The sequence below is a fragment of the Salinicoccus sp. Marseille-QA3875 genome (assembly GCF_054950095.1).
The window spans coordinates 2,266,596-2,282,488 of the sequence record NZ_CM143103.1 but is presented as its reverse complement, the minus strand read 5'-3'; the positions used below and the strand labels follow the sequence as shown (position 1 = coordinate 2,282,488).

Sequence of the window (15,893 nt, the reverse complement as noted above, 5' to 3'; positions counted from 1 at the left end):
TTATCCTTCTCCGAAAATTTCCTGCATCAGACGGTTTCCTGTAGGCGTTGCCGCAAGACCGCCGCGTCCTGTTTCACGTAACGCAGAAGGCATTGTGAGACCGATCTTATACATCGCCTCGACCACTTCATCTGCAGGAATTCTTGACTCGATGCCCGCGAGTGCCATGTCCGCTGCTGTCAGTGCATTTGATGCACCGGCTGCGTTTCTTTTGACACAAGGTACTTCGACAAGCCCTGCGACAGGGTCACAGACGAGACCGAGCATATTTTTCAAAGCGATCGCAAAAGCGTGTCCGGACTGATCAGGCGTGCCGCCTGCCGCTTCAACGAGACTTGCTGCAGCCATTGCACTCGCACTGCCGACTTCAGCCTGGCAGCCGCCCGCTGCTCCGGAAATGCTCGCGTTGTTGGCAACGACGAAACCGAATGCGCCCGAGGCGAATAAAAATCTGACCATATCTTCTTTTGTCAAGTTTCTCTGTTCATTCAGCGCAAACAAGACACCTGGCACCACGCCGGCAGAACCCGCTGTCGGTGTCGCACATATTTTGCCCATCGCCGCATTCACTTCGTTCGTACTGACCGCATAGGCGATGGCAAGCAGGTTCATATCGCCGCTGAGACCTTTGCCGCTCTCGATATATTTCTTCATTTTCACTGCATCATGGCCTGTCAGGCCGGTCTTGCTCGCCACACCGCCGAGACCTTCATCGACCGCGTTCTGCATAACATCAAGGTTGCGTTCCATATCCTGATACACCTCCAGATATGAACGTTTCGAAACTCTCATTTCCTGCTCCATCATAATTTCACTGATGGATTTATTTTCGGAATTTGCCATGTCTATTAATTGTGCAATACTATTAAACATAATATTACCTCCTGATTATTAATCGTCAGCCATCTCAATTACACGTTCCACACCGTCTATGTTCATCACTTCCTGAATGACCTGTTCACTGATTTCTTCATCCAACTCGATCGTCATCAGGGCAATATCGCCTTTTTCTTTTCTCGATACATTCATCTGGCTGACGTTGATCTCATTATTCCCGAGCACTGTCGTCACGCGGGCAATCGTTCCGAATGTATCTTCATGGAAAACGAGCAGTGAATGATAATTTCCTGAAATATTGATTTCATAATCATTGATGCTCACAAGCTCGATTTTACCGCCGCCGATGGAAATCCCTTCAAGCTTGAGTCGGTCATCACCCTTCACCAGATCGACGATTGCGGTGTTCGGGTGGCTTCTTTCTTCTTCATGCAGAGTGAAATTCACGTTCAGCCTCTGTTCTTCTGCATATTTTTTCGCTTTGATGATACGGCTGTCATCCGTATCGAATCCGAGGAGGCCGCCAATCAAAGCAACGTCGGTGCCGTGCCCCTGGTAAGTATCTTTAAATGAGCCGTATAAATGAATTTCCACATGATCCGGTGTGTCACCAAACAATTTTCTTGCAAGCAGGCCGATGCGCGCTGCGCCGGCTGTATGTGAAGAAGATGGGCCTACCATCACCGGGCCGATAATATCAAAAACACTTTTATATTTCATAATATAACCTCCATTTGCAAAAATGCCACATCAGTTTCTCACTGATGTGGCATACGAACAATCCGGCATCTATTCAACAGAAACCAAATAACTGTATACTGGCTGTTGTCCATCATGCACTTCAAATTCTATATCGTCATAACTATCTTCCAATTTTCCGATGATTGAAGATACTTCATCTTCCGATCCTTCATCACCGATGATGATCGTCACTATTTCACTGTCTTCATCCAGCATATTGACAATCAGACTTTCCAATGTTTCACTCTTTGAATCACTTGCTAAGTTGATCTTACCATCATTGATTCCCATATGCTGATTTTTCTTGATTTTGACGCCGTCAATCGATGTGTCGCGGACAGCATAGGTGACCTGTCCGGTCTTGACATGCTCAAGTGCTGCGTTCATCGATTCCTTGTTATCATCGAGCGTCGCATCCGGTGAGAACATCAGCATGCTTGACAGTCCTTCGGGTATTGAAACCGTCGGGATGACAATTGCCGGGATATCCAGCATCTGCTGTGCCTGTTCCGCTGCCATGATGATGTTTTTATTATTGGGTAAAATGATGACCTGCTTAACATCATCATCTCTGATCGTGTTCAGGATATCTTCAGTGGAAGGGTTCATCGTCTGACCGCCGTTGATGACGTGAGTCACGCCGACGCTTTCAAACAACGTTCTGATTCCGTCGCCTGAGGAGACAGTGATGATTGCAGTATCATAGGACTGGCGTTCTTTATTTTTCTCAATGCCTTTGCTCTGCTTTTTAGATTGGATATCTCTGAACTGCTCGCGCATATTCTCGATTTTCATCTTGATCAGCTCTCCGTATGATGAACCGTACGTCATTGCCTCGCCGGGTGTTTCAGTATGCACATGGACTTTGACGATTTCATCATCGGAAATCACAAGCAGAGAGTCTCCGAATTCACTCATCTCGTTGCGGAAATCCTCTTCGTCGAAACTGCGTTTGCCATCTTCGAACCGTACCATGAACTCGGTACAGAAACCGTACTCGATATCTTCAACTGTCATGAAATCATCAAATTCATGGTGATCGTTCACAAAAGTGTCAGTATCCACCGCGCCTTTGGACACTTCAACCTTCTCACCTTTTAAAGCGGCAAGAAAACCTTCATAAACATAGACGAGCCCCTGCCCGCCTGAGTCCACAACGCCCACTTCCTTCAGTACAGGAAGTAAGTCAGGCGTCCGTTCCAGTGAAGCTTTCGCTTCCTCGACCACAGCTTCCATGACTTCTATGAGAGATTCGGCATCCTCTGCCGATTCAAGCGCTTTTTCACCCGAGTCTTTCGCCACTGTCAGAATTGTACCTTCAACCGGTTTCATCACTGCTTTATATGCGGTCTTCACACCCTGGTCCAATGCGTTCACGAAAACTTTTGCATCCACCGTTTCCTCGTCGACGATCGCTTTGGAAAATCCTCTGAACAATTGTGAAAGAATGACACCGGAGTTGCCTCTTGCGCCCATCAGCAATCCTTTCGAAAAATGCTTGCCCATTTCTCCAATGTGCTTTATATCCTTGTCTTCGACTTCAGTTGCTCCCGAAGTCATTGATAAATTCATGTTCGTTCCAGTGTCGCCGTCCGGCACCGGGAAAACATTCAATGAGTCAACATAATCAGCGTGCTGCCTTAAATTGTCAGCACCGCTCAAAATCATATCTTTGAAAAGTACACCATCTATCGTATTCATGATATCGTCTAAGTCCTCCCAGCTTACTCGTCCGTATTAATCATTCTGACACCTTGTACATGAATGTTAATCGTATTTATAGTCAATCCAAAAGTTTTTTCAAGTCTGTATTTCACACTTGTCTGTATATTATTCGCGACTTCCGAGATTTTTACACCATATCCTACTATGATGTATAAATCAACATCCAAAAGTCCATCGCTGTTCTCTACAACCACTCCGCGGGAGTAGTTCTCTTTCCCGAGAAGTTCGGCAAAGCCGTCTCTTACCTGATGTTTTGACGCCATACCGACTACACCGTAGCTTTCCACTACAGCACCGCCGGCGATATTTGCGATGACATCTATCGCAATATCTATGGATCCAAGTTCGTTTTTAATTTCGAGTGTCATTACTTCGCCTCCAATACATCATTTAATTATAATCAATAACATCTGTGAATTACAAGATATAAAAGTATTTTATTACGAATTTCCATTCTGATTTATATGAGCATATACATCTATTATAATTTATTGCAGTCAAAGTTAAAAGCATAATCGGCATTTATCCCATTATTGATGACTTTATTCACCGTCATTCCGGGGTTTTTATTTGAAAAAGCATGGGTTTTAAGCCACAACAATCATTGACATACAGCGATTCCCACTAGACACAGCGCAGTAATTAATGTATTATATTGTAGTATGTTGATGAAGATACAATCAAATTAAAATGAACTTTGTTAATAAAGGAGATGTACGATATGACTAAACAGTGCTATTACACTGGACGTAAAAGTGGAACAGGCAACAACCGTTCACACGCTTTGAACGCAAGCAAAAGACGTTTTGGTGCAAACCTGCAAAAAGTAAGAGTTATGGTCGACGGCAGACCACAAAGAGTATGGGTTTCTGCCCGTGCTTTGAAATCAGGTCTTGTTGAACGCGTTTAATTTTTAAAATAAAATCCCCTCCCCCTGGCTGGATCACTGATTCAGCAGGCGGAGGGGTTTTTTTGTTGGTGTGTTGTTGTACAGTATCGGAAGTGTCGTCAGCTGTGCAGATAAGCGTGGTATTTCTCCAACTAAACGGCTGTGGCCGTTTGCTGTGCAGATGGACTTGATATTGTCTCTAACTAAACGCCTGAGGCAGTCAGCCGTGCAGATAAGCGTGGCATTGTCTCTAACTAAACGCCTGAGGCTGTCAGCTGTGCAGATAAGCGTGGCATTGTCTCCAACTAAACGTTTGAGGCTGTCAGCTGTGCAGATGGACGTGATATTGTCTCCAACTAAACGCCTGAGGCTGTCAGCCGTGCAGATGGACGTGATATTGTCTCCAACTAAACGCCTGAGGCACTCAGCCGTGCAGATGGACATGATATTGTCTCCAACTAAACGCCTGAGGCACTCAGCCGTGCAGATGGACATGATATTGTCTCCAACTAAACGCCTGAGGCTGTCAGCTGTGCAGATAGACGTGATATTGTCTCCAACTAAACGCCTGAGGCAGTCAGCTGTGCAGATGGACGTGATATTGTCTCTAACTAAACGCCTGAGGCTGTCAGCTGTGCAAATAGACGTGATATTGTCTCCAACTAAACGCCTGAGGCACTCAGCTGTGCAGATGGCATCAGAAATATCTCCAACTAAACGGCTGAGTCATACAAAAACAGCAGCCGCCGGCTGCTGTTCTTTCCAGACTGTATATTAGATGATGTTAATAATATAAACCATGATCATGCCGACAAAAATTGCCGGGATCATGTTTCCGACACGCATTTTCGTGATGTTCATCATGTTCATGCCGATCGCAAGGAGGATGACCCCGCCTGTGGCACTGACCTGGAAAATGACCTGCTGCAGAATTTCATCGGGCACGACGACTGCGATGCCCTGGGCTGACAGTATGATGATCGAAATGTAGATCAGTGTCGGCACGCCTGATATGATGACACCGAGACCGTATGTCGTGGTCATTACAACTGCGATGAAAAAGTCCATCATCGCTTTCGTATAAAGTACATCATTCGATCCGCGCAGTCCGGCGTCGAGACCGCCGACTATGGCCATGGCACCGACGATGAACACCAGTGTACCGGAGACGAAACCCTGCGACAGATTACCGGAGTGCTTGTCCCCGAGTTTGATTTCCATCCAGTGGCCAAACCTGTTAAGGAGTGATTCCAACTGGATGATTTCCCCGATGATCGTCCCGATGATCAGGCTGAGCAGTGTGACGATGATTGCTTCAGCACCGACGACCATCTGAATACCCAGTGTCATGATGACCAGCGCCTGGATTTTCATAATGGAGTCTTTTATCGTATCTGGTATGAATGTAAAAACAAGACCAAGCAACCCCCCGACGATAATGGCGAGGGCGTTCACTATAGCACCGAGTAATATCATGATGGCACCTCCAACTAGTCAATTGATTGAATCATTAAAATCGGGTCTGTTGTTTCCACAAAACCTTTATCCCCCGTAAATTCATTGCTGATTGTCAAAGTCGAGCCGAGGAAAAGCTCTGACCTCTCCAGCGGATATTTGAACGCTTCCAAAGTGAGCATCGTGCCGTCATACATCGGAAGAAATGAAACATATTTCATCTTCTTGTTTTTAAATACCGCGTGGCGGCCTTTATCCAACAGCTCCACCACATTCTGTCTATCGATGATTCTGATTTTAACGTCAGTCAATTTTTCATGCAGCAGCATCTGCGTATTGCCGAGAAGATGATCCAGCCTGCCGCCGGTGGCACCGTACACATCGATTGAAGTATACCCTCTCGACGTCAGGTCTAAAAGCGCAATCTCAAGATCCGTATCATCTTTTTCACTCTCGACCGGATCAATATCAAGTTTCTCATCAATGAACTGCCGTTCTTCTTCCGTAATGGAGTCAAAGTCACCGTATGTGTACTCCGGAATGATTCCCTCTTTGAGCAGCAGATAAACGCCGTGGTCGACACCTGCCCACGGAGTTTCTGTAATATTTTCAATCGGATTTTGTGTTTCTCTGACCAGTACATTGATATGCATGGTTCAGCTTCTAAGCTCCTCGATGGTCGTTTTCTTATCTTCTGCCTTAAACAGGAATGAACCGCTGACAAGCAGATTCGCTCCCTCTGCCTTACACAGTTTTGCAGTGTCATTGTTGATGCCGCCGTCTACTTCAATATCAAATCCAAGATTCTTCTCTTTTTTAACCGCGTTCAGTTCTGTAATCTTCTCCAGACCTTCCTCAATAAAGCTCTGTCCGCCGAAGCCGGGATTAACAGTCATGATGAGCACAAAATCCACGTCATTCAAGAGGTGCTTCACACTTACGACCGGAGTGTGCGGGTTCAGTGCGATACCGGCTTTCATGCCTTTACTCTTGATCAGCTGAACCACTCTGTGCGGATGATCCGTCGCTTCAATATGAAATGACAGCATGTCGACACCGTATGATTTGAATTCATCGACGAACTGATCCGGGTTCAGGGTCATCAGGTGCACATCCAATGGAATGCTGGATGATTTGCTGATCGCTTCCACAACCGGCAGTCCGTATGAAATGTTCGGCACAAACTGGCCGTCCATAATATCCAGGTGGAAAATATCCGCACCTGCATCTTCCATGATTTTTATCTCTTCACCTAGTTTGGAAAAATCACTTGCTAATAATGACGGGAGTACTTTATTCATGTCAATACCTCTCTTTTCTGGATTCAATTTCTTCAAATATCTGTTTGTAGCTGTCATATCTTGATTGTGCGAGCTCTCCTGATTCCACCGCATTCTTCACTGCACACTTTGGCTCATTGATGTGCAGGCATTCCCTGAACTTGCAATTATCGCTGTACTGGTTGAAATCGATGAAGCAGAACATCAGGTTATATTTATCGATCGCCGAGAAATCAATCGTGCTGAAGCCCGGAGTGTCTGCAATAAGGCCGTCCGCGATTTCAATCAGTTCGACATGCCGTGTTGTATGCTTGCCCCGGTTCAGCTTGTCGGAAATCTCATCTGTAATCAGTTCCGCTTCCGGCAGAATCGTATTGATCAGCGTCGATTTTCCGACACCTGACTGACCGGCGAGGACACTCAGTTTATTTTTAAAAATAGGCAGTAACTCTTCATTCACATTGATCTTATCCGTAAAATAGATGGGATACATCGAATATGTTTCCTTTATCTTCCCGACAAGCGCCGGATCCTCCGACAGATCGGTCTTAGTCACAATGATGACCGGTTTGATATCGTGCACTTCGGCATAGGCGATGAAACGGTCCAGCAGATAAAAGCTGAACTTCGGGGAGAACAGGCTCATGGTGATCAACACCTGGTCGATATTTGCGACAGATGGACGGTTGAGGAAATTCTTCCTGTCATCAATCGAAGTGATGTAGCCCTCAGTCTCATTTTCAATCTGGAATTCAACGATATCCCCCACGAGCGGCGATTCGGAAGTATTCCTGAACAGACCGCGTGCGCGCGTCTGAAATATTTCATCTTCCGATTTTACATAATAAAATCCACTCAATGCTTTTATAATCTGACCTTTCTTCATAACTCACCCCAAATACTATAATACATCAATTATAACAGTTCGCAGGTTGTGGTAAAATATTATTATCAAAACATTATTGAAAGGTTGGGTATTATGGCTAAGACAGTACATGTAAGTGACATTAACAACGTGTTGAAAGATGATGGCACGGTTCTTATTGATGTGAGAGAGACCGATGAATTGAAAGAGACCGGTTACGTGCCGGGTGCAATCCACCTGCCGCTGACCACATTTGATATAGATGATAAAGATCTCAGGGAACATAAAGGCGGCACGGTATATGTGATGTGCAGAAGCGGAAAGCGCTCCGAAAGAGTACAGCACATGCTGATTGACGAAGGCTATGATGCTGTCAACGTCGAAGGCGGCATTCTGGAATACGAAGGCGACAGAGAAGAACTTTGATAATGAAAACCTCCCCGATTAAAAATCGGGGAGGTTTATTTATGGTTACATTAGGTTCTGTCTACATTCTCTTGTACATTTTCAATGATGAAACCGCTGTTGATATAACCTGGCAGGCTGTTTAAATCCACAGTCAGATCCTGTTCAGGTACGTCGTAGTTGATGCGTGAAGCGAAGTATTTCATCGTCTCTTCCATGATGATCACTGTCATCCACTCACCGGCACAACGGTGGTTCGTGTGGTAGTCTCCGCCGCCCTGAGGGATAAGGTCGAACGGGCTCCCGTCCCAGTCTTTGAATCTTTCAGGATAGAACTCATTCGGGTTTTCCCAGACATCCGGATCATGCATCGTACCGTAAATATCCAGCGCAAGCATCGTGTCTTTTTCGAAGTCATAACCTTTATACTGGAAATCTTCTTTCACTTTACCCGGCAGATAAGGTACGAACGGGTAGAAACGTCTCACTTCCTGGGCGAACATGTAAGCATAGTCGTCATCCTGCTTGATTTTCTCTCTTGCCACAGGGTTTTCATACATTGCAAGCGCACCGAAAGCGACGAATCTGTTGATTGCGATCAACGGGCGGAATGTATTCATCAGATCGATGCCGCACAGTCTTGAATCCATCGGCTCGCCTTTATAGTCTTTCCAGTGGGCGAACTCATAAAGTGCAGTGCCTTTTGGCGGATGGATCTTGCCTTTACGCGTCTGGATGATCTGGTCTTCAAGCCAGTCTTCAACACGTCGGCGTGCAGCTTTAGACGCTCTGTAGCCTTTGAACGCGCTGCCGACTGCTTTGAATGAATCGATCATGATATCCATATCTGTTGCGATATTTTCAATTTCCTTCTCAGGTGCCTGAACACCGGCCCATCTAGTACCCACTTTAGTCAGCAGTACAATCGATTCACGGTAGACATTGACCTGGTCCATGCTTTCCATTCTCTGTGTATTTGTCTGCCACAGGTTACGAGTCAGTTCCCTTAAGTATTTCAGGTTTCCTTCTGTCATCAGTGACATGAATAGTGCTTTGCGGTCGATGTGCACTTTCCCGGTCGTCGTATGGATGGCACCTTTACCGAATAAAGTATTGACGATACGTTTCGGCAGCGTGCCTGAACGTTCGATTTTGTCGTTGTCGTAGAAAAGTTCGGCACCGTCTTTGCCTGACAGTACGATGATTCTCTTACCGCCTAAAGCACGTGTTTCAAATACGCCGTCTGTTACACCGAGACGTTTTCTCTGGTTCGTAGTGTATAAATAACCCTGTTTCATCAATTTAACCGAGTTATCCAACCCTTTATCTTTTTTAATAGTAGCCATGAGACATCCTCCAATTAACTGTTTTCTAGTCTAGTATATTATAAACCAACGTGCGATTACCAATATTTACTCAATGTTTTTCTGTTATTTTACTCATTATACGGAATCTCTTCATTGATAACTTCTTCCCCATCGACTTCAACCATAAACATTCCGGTTTCATCCGGCTCAATTTCAAGACGGATCGTCTCATTCGTATCTTCAGTGATTTCGAGTGTATCATATACATCTTCTATGCTGTTATTTGCATCTTCCAAATAGATTTTGACCGTCTTCGGTTCATTTTCCGGCTCCGATTCGCCGTCTTCATCATCTTCTCCGGAGCCGGCTTCTTCTGAATCCGTTTCTTCTTCACCATACGGGATGTTGACCGTCGTCGCATACTGCATATTCTGCGGCGGTTCTTCGCCCCGGGACACAATCAGGTCAATCGTCGAGCCGGGAAGGAAATTGCCGTAGTTCGGACTTTGGCTGATGACGTTACCTTCTTCCACACTGTCATTGTACAGCTCTTCAGCAATATTTACATTGAAGCCGGCCTGTTCGAGTTCACTACGCGCTGTTTCTGCAGACTCACCTGAGTAGTCGACGATTTCTATCGCTTCCTGCCCCCTGGAGACGTTCAATGTTATCGAACCTTCGTGCGGATAAACTTCTGTGCCGGCTTCTACAGTCTGGCTGATGATTGTACCTTCTTCAATTTCATCATGATAAGAATCTTCACGGTTGATTTCGTTGAAGTTGACATTGTTCAGAGTTTCCTCTGCACTGTCGTATCCACTCCCTGTAAAGTCCGGAACAGTGTATGTTTCGACACCGAGTTCCAGATCATGATCTTCAGGATAGACCGCTTCGCCGCTGTCTATCGACTGGCTGGTCACAGTACCCGGCGGTGATTCATTGTTTTCAGGAACGAGGGTCACACTGTTGAAGGCCAGATTATTTAAAGTATCCATGATATCAACGTAGAATTCCCCCGTAAAATCACTCATTGAGTATGGTTCCAGTCCGCTTGATACTAAGAAGTCCACCGTACTTCCCGATTCAATCGATTCATCGACTGCCGGTGTCGTTTCAATTACCTGCCCCTCTTCGAAAGTATCACTGTAGTCCTCGGTGACTGCACCTGATTCCAGATCGTGTTCAATCAGACGCTCTTCAGCCTCTTCAAGAGTCATACCGGCAAGGTCCGGCATATCCATCGTCACCGTTTCATTCTGCTGGAAGAACATATAGATGAGGAGCCCCGTCCCGAGTACTAGGAACAGTATCGGTATAAGCCATAGGGCCTTCAATTTTTTCTTCGGTTCTTTTTCTCCGTGAGGCGCTTCTTCAGGCACATCGTTTTCTTCGGCAGCATCAGCCATTCCGGCGTCCGGTGCCACCGCTTTGGTGACAATCGTCTTATCCTCATGATTCTTATTGTCACTGACGTAAGGTGTCGTGTTGCTCCGGTACTTCTTTAAATCTTCAAGTACTGTCTCCACATATCTGTAGCGGTCGTCCGGATTCTTTTCTGTACATCTTAAAAGAATGTTCTTCAAACCCTGCGGCACTTCCCTGAAGTCATCGATGTCCGGCAGATGTTCTGAAATCTGCTTCAAAGCGACCGATACCGGCGTTTCCCCTTTGAACGGCACCTGTCCGGTGAGCAATTCAAACAGGACGATGCCGAAGGAATAAATATCTGTTCTCTCGTCGGTATTCTGCCCTTTTGCCTGTTCAGGCGAAATGTACTGTACAGAACCCATCACCTGGTTGGTTTCGGTCATCCGTGTTTCACTGAGTGCTTTCGCGATGCCGAAATCCGTAATCCTTACTTTCTTTTCCGCATCAAGCAGTATGTTCTGCGGCTTGATGTCACGGTGGATGATGCCCCGTTCGTGAGCGTGCTCAATCCCTTTTAAAATCTGGACGGACAGTTCAACCGCCTCATCGATGGAAATCTCATGATTTTCATCGATATACTGCTTTAAAGTCGGCCCGTCGACCATTTCGGTGACGAGCAGTTGATATTCATCGGTTTCATCGACATCAAGCACGTTGACGATGTTCGGATGCGAAAGCTGTATCGTACTTTCAACTTCCCGTTGAAACCGCTGACGTGACTTGTCTTTATTATGAACATCAACTTTAATCATTTTTACAACTACATCACGGTTTAAAATGATGTCTTCGGCTGAATAGACAGAGCTCATGCCGCCGCCGAGATATTTCTGTACCTTATATCTATCAGAAAGTAATTGACCGATCACATTGTAGCACCCGCCTTCAAGTCGGCAAGGCAAATACTGATATTATCTCTGGAGGCATTTTCTTCCGCCTGATGTATTAATGAGTCCAACCGCTCCTGCAAAGTTAAATTTTTCTGATAGACCGTGGTGTGTATACTGTCTTCACGCAGTACATCCGTGAGGCCGTCCGAGGCAAGCAGTATATAATCATACTGCTTATTGCGCAGTCTGAAAATATCAGGCTGGATCAGACGATCACTGCCCATCGCTTTTGTGATGACATTCTTTTTAGGATGATTGATGGCTTCCTCTTTTGTGATTTCGCCCGACTCGACCAGCAGATTGACGAAAGAATGGTCCGTCGTCACCTGCTCTATCGTCCGGCGCTTCATTACATAAGCCCTCGAATCCCCGATGTTCAATATGAAAATCGTATCTTCGATGACCGATGCGAGCACGAGAGTGGTGCCCATGCCGCTGTATTCATCATGCGCATTTTGAAGATCATACAGCTGACGGTTCGTCTTTATGACGAGGTCCCGTAAAAACTCTTCGGCATAGTCTCTTTTGATGAGGTTTTCCTGCTCCCAGGCTTTCTGTATCTCATCATTGACAAATTTGGATGCAACATCCCCATGCGCATGACCGCCCATACCATCGGCCACTAAAAACAAAACCTGATTGGTTTTATTATAAAAAACGCCAGATCTATCTTCATTCAGCTCACGAAACTCCCCGCGAATACTCTTGTCAATGATTTCCAAATTAACCCCTCGTCTCTTCTTTTGATTCTTTGGCTCTCAGCTGGCCGCATGCGGCATCGATATCCGTGCCCTGTTCACGTCTGACAGTTGCGTTGACACCCTGGTTGTTCAATGTTTCCAGAAATTCGAAAATATCATCACGCTTAGTACGCACATAATTTCTTTCCGGCACATGATTGACCGGAATCAAGTTGACATGGCATTTGATGCCTTTAATCAATTCAGCCAGTCTAAGCGCATCTTCCCGGCGGTCATTGACGCCGCCGAACAGACCATATTCGAATGAAATTCTGCGGTTCGTCTGCTGCTGGTAGTATTCCAGTGCGTGAATGAGCTTTTCAATATCAAAAGCTTTGTTGACCGGCATCAGTTTTGAACGCTGCTCGTTAGTCGGGGCATGCAGGCTGACCGCAAAGTTGATCTGGATATCTTCATCGGCAAAGTCGTAAATTCTCGGTACGATGCCACTTGTTGAGACAGTGATATGGCGTGCGCCGATGTTCAGTCCGTCATCGTGGTTGATGATACGGATGAATTTCATCATCGGGTTATAGTTTTCAAACGGTTCACCGATTCCCATGATGACGATGCTTGAAACTCTTTCGTCAGTGTCATCAAGCACTTTTTGTATCTGCACCACCTGCGAAACGATTTCACCCGCTTCCAGATTACGCTTCAGTCCACCGAGAGTCGACGCACAAAACGTACAGCCCAGACGGCAGCCGACCTGTGTCGTGACACAGACGGAGTTGCCGTAATCATGTCTCATGAGCACCGTTTCAATCGTATAGCCGTCTCTCAGTTTGAAGAGAAACTTCATCGTACCGTCGACACTCTCCTGCTTGACGAGTGTTTCAAGCGGTTCAATGCTGAATTGTTCCTTTAATTTTTCACGCAATGCTTTCGGCAGGTTTTTCATCTCGTCGAAATCGTCCACACGGTGGTTATAAAGCCATTCGAATACCTGGCTTCCCCTGTAGTCGTCTTCTCCCCATCCTGTCATGAGATTTGTCAGATCTTCTTTGGACAAGGAGTAGATCGACGGTGTGTCGAATTCCGGCTGGAATAAATCCTTGATTGGTTTTTGAGGTGGTCTTTTAATCATTTTTAAACATCCTTTTTAAACCGAGCGATAAAAAATCCATCGGTATTTAATTCATATGGTAATATTTGGCGGTAAGGGCCGGTAAAATCAAGTGCGGGAATGTGAAAATCGTCAAATTCAAAATTATCATTATTCTTCTTGAATGTATATGCCACGTTTTCATTTTCCATCTGATGGATGGTACACGTTGCATAAATCAGTATACCGCCCGGTTTCAGAAACTGCTTGACATGCTCCAATATGGACAATTGTAATTCTACTAGATTATCGATGTCATTGCTATTTCTTTCATACCTTATTTCAGGTTTTCTTTTGATGACGCCGAGACCTGAACACGGTGCATCGACGATGATCCGGTCGTACATCTCTGGATACTCATGCGATGCGGCATCCGCTTTGAAAGCAGTATAGTTTTTCAATTTCAGCCGCTCGGCATTGTGCTCTATCGTTCTGACTTTATGGTCGTATATATCGCTGAGGTCGACACGCCCCGTCGTCAGTTTCTCCAGCGCATGCAGACCTTTTCCTCCAGGCGCACTGCAGGCATCGAGTATGATGTCGTCTGCATCAGGCTCGAGTGCAGTATTGACAAACATCGAGCTCACGTCCTGTACGCTGAAAAGCCCCTCTCTGTAAGCTTCTGTTTCCATGATGCTCGCCCCTGTATTGACAACCAGTGCATCGGGATGGAGATCCGTCGGTTCGACTTCATGCCCTTCTTCTGCCAGCGCCCCGAGTAAAGCATCCGGATCCGTCTGACTTGAATTCACCCGTATATACATCCCGGGTCTCTCACTCAGACTTTTCGCAATTTCTGCAGCACCCGCCATCTTGTAATGCGTTTTCCAGTGCTCGATGATCCAGGCGGGAATGCTCGTCTCTATGGACAGCCGTTTCACCGGATTCTTTATCGATCCCGGGTCTCTCAGCGGTTCCCTCATGAAATTTCTGAGTATTCCATTCGTTACGTTCCCTGCCTGCAGTCCGCCGTAATCCTTGGCGATTTCAACCGTCTCGTTAATCACTGCATATGCGGGCACACGGTCAAGGTACTCCAACTGATAGACCGCCATATTGAGCAGATGCCTGTGCCACTGCTTGACCTTCGTCTTATAAAACGGCTGCAGATAAAACTCCAAAGTGAGTCTGTTCGCAACTGTACCGTAAACCAGTTCGGTAAATAAACCCTTGTCCTTTTCGGAAAGCTCTCCCGCATCCAATACTTCATCGATGACGATGTTGCTGTATGCTTTATCATCCATGATATCCAGATAAGCTTCGAATGCAGCTTCTCTTACTGTCATATTCATCATCCTAACACCGTGCCGGTCAAATCCTGGCGGTTCCGGCCAAAATCATTTGCAGCTGTTTTTTTCTTTCCTGCGAGCTGTACTTCCGTAATCAACACTGTTTCGTCACCTGCTGCAACATGAATCCCGTCTTCATCAATCGACAGTATTTCACCTGCTGGCCTGCCCGTCTTGTTACCCGTCAGTTTCGCACCGTATATTTTGAACCTTTTGTCTTCGAGCATCGTATAGGCGCCCGGAAAAGGCGACAATCCGCGTATATGGTTGAACACTTCCACAGCGGTTCTGTTGAAATCGAGCAGCTCATCCTCTTTTGAGATGTTCGGACTGTATGTCGCTTCCGCATGATTCTGTGCGGTTTTATTATTTTCACCTTCAAATATCGAAGGCAGGGTGTCAAGCAGCAGTTCACTGCCGAGCAGGCTCAGTTTGTCATGCAGTATGCCGGTATCGTCTTCGTCTTTAATATCGATTGCGGACTGGGCGATGATATCTCCGCTGTCCAGACCTTCAGCCATGTACATGATGGTGATGCCCGTCGTCTTCTCACCTGCAAGGAGCGCATGATGGATCGGCGCACCGCCCCGGAATTTCGGCAGGAGGGATGCATGGACATTGATAGCGCCGAATTTTGGCAGTTCAAGCAGTTCTTTTGAAAGAATCTGTCCATATGCTGCAGTCACAATGATGTCCGGCTCCATCTTTTTCAATACTTCAATGGAAGAAGCGTCTTTGATGTTGGATGGCTGGAACACTTTGATATCCAGTTCTTTCGCAGCAGACACAACTTGCGGGGGCGTCATGACCCGCTTTCTGCCGACAGGTTTATCCGGCTGGCTGACAACCAGGTCCACACCGTATGTTTCATGTAAATCTTTCAAGATGGGCACCGAGAAATCCGGCGTCCCCATAAAAATAATATTGGGCATGATATCCT

Annotated in this window: 17 protein-coding genes; 3 read left to right on the top strand and 14 right to left on the bottom strand. The window is 46.0% G+C overall.

Going from position 1 to position 15,893, the window contains the following annotated elements; translation table 11 throughout:
* The 4 genes from sdaAA to ACY8DT_RS11585 form a co-directional block, all read right to left on the bottom strand.
* Positions 1–873, bottom strand: coding sequence for an L-serine ammonia-lyase, iron-sulfur-dependent, subunit alpha (gene sdaAA, locus ACY8DT_RS11600; protein ID WP_462420470.1), 873 nt, complete (start codon positions 871–873; stop codon positions 1–3).
* Between the two features lie 18 nt (positions 874–891).
* Entirely contained in the window at positions 892–1,557 is a 666-nt protein-coding gene (gene sdaAB / locus ACY8DT_RS11595) for an L-serine ammonia-lyase, iron-sulfur-dependent subunit beta (protein ID WP_462420469.1), read from the bottom strand.
* A gap of 69 nt (positions 1,558–1,626) precedes the next feature.
* The gene (gene fakA / locus ACY8DT_RS11590) at positions 1,627–3,279 is read right to left on the bottom strand and encodes a fatty acid kinase ATP-binding subunit FakA (protein ID WP_462420468.1); all 1,653 of its coding nucleotides are present in this window, start codon (positions 3,277–3,279) and stop codon (positions 1,627–1,629) included.
* A gap of 23 nt (positions 3,280–3,302) precedes the next feature.
* Complete coding sequence (locus ACY8DT_RS11585; RefSeq protein ID WP_462420467.1) at positions 3,303–3,671, bottom strand: Asp23/Gls24 family envelope stress response protein; 369 nt, start codon at positions 3,669–3,671, stop codon at positions 3,303–3,305.
* A gap of 353 nt (positions 3,672–4,024) precedes the next feature.
* On the opposite strand from ACY8DT_RS11585, the gene rpmB reads away from it, so the two are divergent.
* Both rpmB and ACY8DT_RS11575 read left to right on the top strand, forming a co-directional pair.
* Entirely contained in the window at positions 4,025–4,213 is a 189-nt protein-coding gene (gene rpmB, locus ACY8DT_RS11580; RefSeq protein ID WP_462420466.1) for a 50S ribosomal protein L28, read from the top strand.
* A 70-nt stretch (positions 4,214–4,283) separates the two neighbouring features.
* A complete protein-coding gene (locus ACY8DT_RS11575; RefSeq protein ID WP_462420465.1) occupies positions 4,284–4,970 on the top strand; it encodes a hypothetical protein in 687 nt (228 codons plus the stop codon).
* Here the strand turns inward: ACY8DT_RS11575 and ACY8DT_RS11570 are convergent.
* From ACY8DT_RS11570 to rsgA, 4 genes are read right to left on the bottom strand one after another with little or no spacing between them, the layout of a single operon-like run.
* On the bottom strand, positions 4,967–5,668 hold the full coding sequence (locus ACY8DT_RS11570) for a DUF554 domain-containing protein (RefSeq protein ID WP_462420464.1): 702 nt from the start codon (positions 5,666–5,668) through the stop codon (positions 4,967–4,969). The genes ACY8DT_RS11575 and ACY8DT_RS11570 overlap by 4 nt on opposite strands.
* 14 nt (positions 5,669–5,682) lie before the next feature.
* Positions 5,683–6,300 (bottom strand): thiamine diphosphokinase, encoded by a 618-nt coding sequence (locus ACY8DT_RS11565; RefSeq protein WP_462420463.1) that lies wholly within the window; start codon positions 6,298–6,300, stop codon positions 5,683–5,685.
* A 3-nt stretch (positions 6,301–6,303) separates the two neighbouring features.
* Positions 6,304–6,948 (bottom strand): ribulose-phosphate 3-epimerase, encoded by a 645-nt coding sequence (gene rpe / locus ACY8DT_RS11560; protein WP_462420462.1) that lies wholly within the window; start codon positions 6,946–6,948, stop codon positions 6,304–6,306.
* 1 nt (position 6,949) lies between these two features.
* Positions 6,950–7,813, bottom strand: a complete 864-nt coding sequence (rsgA, locus tag ACY8DT_RS11555; protein ID WP_462420461.1) for a ribosome small subunit-dependent GTPase A — start codon at positions 7,811–7,813, stop codon at positions 6,950–6,952.
* 93 nt (positions 7,814–7,906) lie between these two features.
* Between rsgA and ACY8DT_RS11550 the strand changes: the two genes are divergently transcribed.
* A complete protein-coding gene (locus ACY8DT_RS11550) occupies positions 7,907–8,218 on the top strand; it encodes a rhodanese-like domain-containing protein (protein WP_462420460.1) in 312 nt (103 codons plus the stop codon).
* Positions 8,219–8,268: 50 nt separating this feature from the next.
* On the opposite strand, the gene ACY8DT_RS11545 is transcribed toward ACY8DT_RS11550, so the two are convergent.
* The 6 genes from ACY8DT_RS11545 to fmt all read right to left on the bottom strand — a co-directional run bounded on the left by ACY8DT_RS11545 (position 8,269) and on the right by fmt (position 15,885).
* Positions 8,269–9,543 carry a cytochrome P450 gene (locus ACY8DT_RS11545; protein ID WP_462420459.1) on the bottom strand — a complete coding sequence of 425 codons (1,275 nt, stop codon included), beginning with the start codon at positions 9,541–9,543 and terminating at the stop codon, positions 8,269–8,271.
* Positions 9,544–9,632: 89 nt separating this feature from the next.
* Positions 9,633–11,798 carry a Stk1 family PASTA domain-containing Ser/Thr kinase gene (gene pknB / locus ACY8DT_RS11540; RefSeq protein ID WP_462420458.1) on the bottom strand — a complete coding sequence of 722 codons (2,166 nt, stop codon included), beginning with the start codon at positions 11,796–11,798 and terminating at the stop codon, positions 9,633–9,635.
* A complete protein-coding gene (locus ACY8DT_RS11535) occupies positions 11,795–12,541 on the bottom strand; it encodes a Stp1/IreP family PP2C-type Ser/Thr phosphatase (protein ID WP_462420457.1) in 747 nt (248 codons plus the stop codon). Before ACY8DT_RS11535 ends, pknB begins: the two co-directional genes overlap by 4 nt.
* A 1-nt stretch (position 12,542) precedes the next feature.
* Positions 12,543–13,646 (bottom strand): dual-specificity RNA methyltransferase RlmN, encoded by a 1,104-nt coding sequence (gene rlmN / locus ACY8DT_RS11530; RefSeq protein ID WP_462420456.1) that lies wholly within the window; start codon positions 13,644–13,646, stop codon positions 12,543–12,545.
* Positions 13,647–13,648: 2 nt separating this feature from the next.
* On the bottom strand, positions 13,649–14,956 hold the full coding sequence (gene rsmB / locus ACY8DT_RS11525) for a 16S rRNA (cytosine(967)-C(5))-methyltransferase RsmB (RefSeq protein WP_462420455.1): 1,308 nt from the start codon (positions 14,954–14,956) through the stop codon (positions 13,649–13,651).
* Positions 14,956–15,885, bottom strand: a complete 930-nt coding sequence (gene fmt / locus ACY8DT_RS11520; protein WP_462420454.1) for a methionyl-tRNA formyltransferase — start codon at positions 15,883–15,885, stop codon at positions 14,956–14,958. The genes rsmB and fmt overlap by 1 nt, the downstream gene beginning before the upstream one ends.
* Between the last annotated feature and the right edge of the window lie 8 nt (positions 15,886–15,893).

What these genes read in the sequence shown, in the direction of transcription:
- sdaAA (WP_462420470.1), bottom strand. Translation starts at nt 873, where the DNA reads ATGTTTAATAGTATTGCACAATTAATAGACATGGCAAATTCCGAAAAT.
- sdaAB (WP_462420469.1), bottom strand. Translation starts at nt 1,557, where the DNA reads ATGAAATATAAAAGTGTTTTTGATATTATCGGCCCGGTGATGGTAGGC.
- fakA (WP_462420468.1), bottom strand. Translation starts at nt 3,279, where the DNA reads ATGAATACGATAGATGGTGTACTTTTCAAAGATATGATTTTGAGCGGT.
- ACY8DT_RS11585 (WP_462420467.1), bottom strand. Translation starts at nt 3,671, where the DNA reads ATGACACTCGAAATTAAAAACGAACTTGGATCCATAGATATTGCGATA.
- rpmB (WP_462420466.1), top strand. Translation starts at nt 4,025, where the DNA reads ATGACTAAACAGTGCTATTACACTGGACGTAAAAGTGGAACAGGCAAC.
- ACY8DT_RS11570 (WP_462420464.1), bottom strand. Translation starts at nt 5,668, where the DNA reads ATGATATTACTCGGTGCTATAGTGAACGCCCTCGCCATTATCGTCGGG.
- ACY8DT_RS11565 (WP_462420463.1), bottom strand. Translation starts at nt 6,300, where the DNA reads ATGCATATCAATGTACTGGTCAGAGAAACACAAAATCCGATTGAAAAT.
- rpe (WP_462420462.1), bottom strand. Translation starts at nt 6,948, where the DNA reads ATGAATAAAGTACTCCCGTCATTATTAGCAAGTGATTTTTCCAAACTA.
- rsgA (WP_462420461.1), bottom strand. Translation starts at nt 7,813, where the DNA reads ATGAAGAAAGGTCAGATTATAAAAGCATTGAGTGGATTTTATTATGTA.
- ACY8DT_RS11550 (WP_462420460.1), top strand. Translation starts at nt 7,907, where the DNA reads ATGGCTAAGACAGTACATGTAAGTGACATTAACAACGTGTTGAAAGAT.
- ACY8DT_RS11545 (WP_462420459.1), bottom strand. Translation starts at nt 9,543, where the DNA reads ATGGCTACTATTAAAAAAGATAAAGGGTTGGATAACTCGGTTAAATTG.
- rlmN (WP_462420456.1), bottom strand. Translation starts at nt 13,646, where the DNA reads ATGATTAAAAGACCACCTCAAAAACCAATCAAGGATTTATTCCAGCCG.
- rsmB (WP_462420455.1), bottom strand. Translation starts at nt 14,956, where the DNA reads ATGAATATGACAGTAAGAGAAGCTGCATTCGAAGCTTATCTGGATATC.
- fmt (WP_462420454.1), bottom strand. Translation starts at nt 15,885, where the DNA reads ATGCCCAATATTATTTTTATGGGGACGCCGGATTTCTCGGTGCCCATC.